The organism is Salicola sp. AFF1, from assembly GCF_056783195.1.
The window spans coordinates 1-516 of sequence record NZ_JBXAYL010000128.1 but is presented as its reverse complement, the minus strand read 5'-3'; the positions used below and the strand labels follow the sequence as shown (position 1 = coordinate 516).

The window sequence follows — 516 nt, the reverse complement described above, 5'->3', positions numbered from 1 at the left end:
TCGTTGGCGAAGCCGGTGTCGGCGGTGACGATGGTCCCGCTCTGGTAGATGTCGGTGTGGATGCCCAGTCGTCGGTAGCGTTGTTCGACCTGCTCCAGAACGGGTTTCAAAGTGTGGTGTTCCTGACCTTCGCCGAAGGCCTGGGCGTCGATGATGACCTGGTGTTTCTTATCCACAGTGGCCACGCCGTTGTAACCCTGGATCGTGCCCTTGCCGGTGGTCATCTTGGCGCTTTCATTGTCCGTGATGTTGCTTTTGACTTCCTTGCTCCGCTTGCCCTGGCCCTTCCGTGGGCTCTGCGTCTCCAGGAAGCGCTCGATCTTGGTCTTGGCCTCATCCAGCGACAGGATGGTATTGGCCTCCCGGATTTCCTGGTCCAGGTCGGCCTCGGTTGTGGCCTGATCGCGCTGGCGATGTTCCTGGAGTCGATGGCGGATCAGAGTTATGGTGATTTCTGGTGTATGGAAGCAGGCTGAAGAGGTGGCATATCCTGTTGGTTGATCTCCGCCAAGATCA

General features: G+C 58.1%; 1 pseudogene. It reads right to left on the bottom strand.

The window, feature by feature from the left end:
* A pseudogene (locus tag AC1RQI_RS17035) lies at window positions 1-516 on the bottom strand (hypothetical protein); the annotation flags it as partial.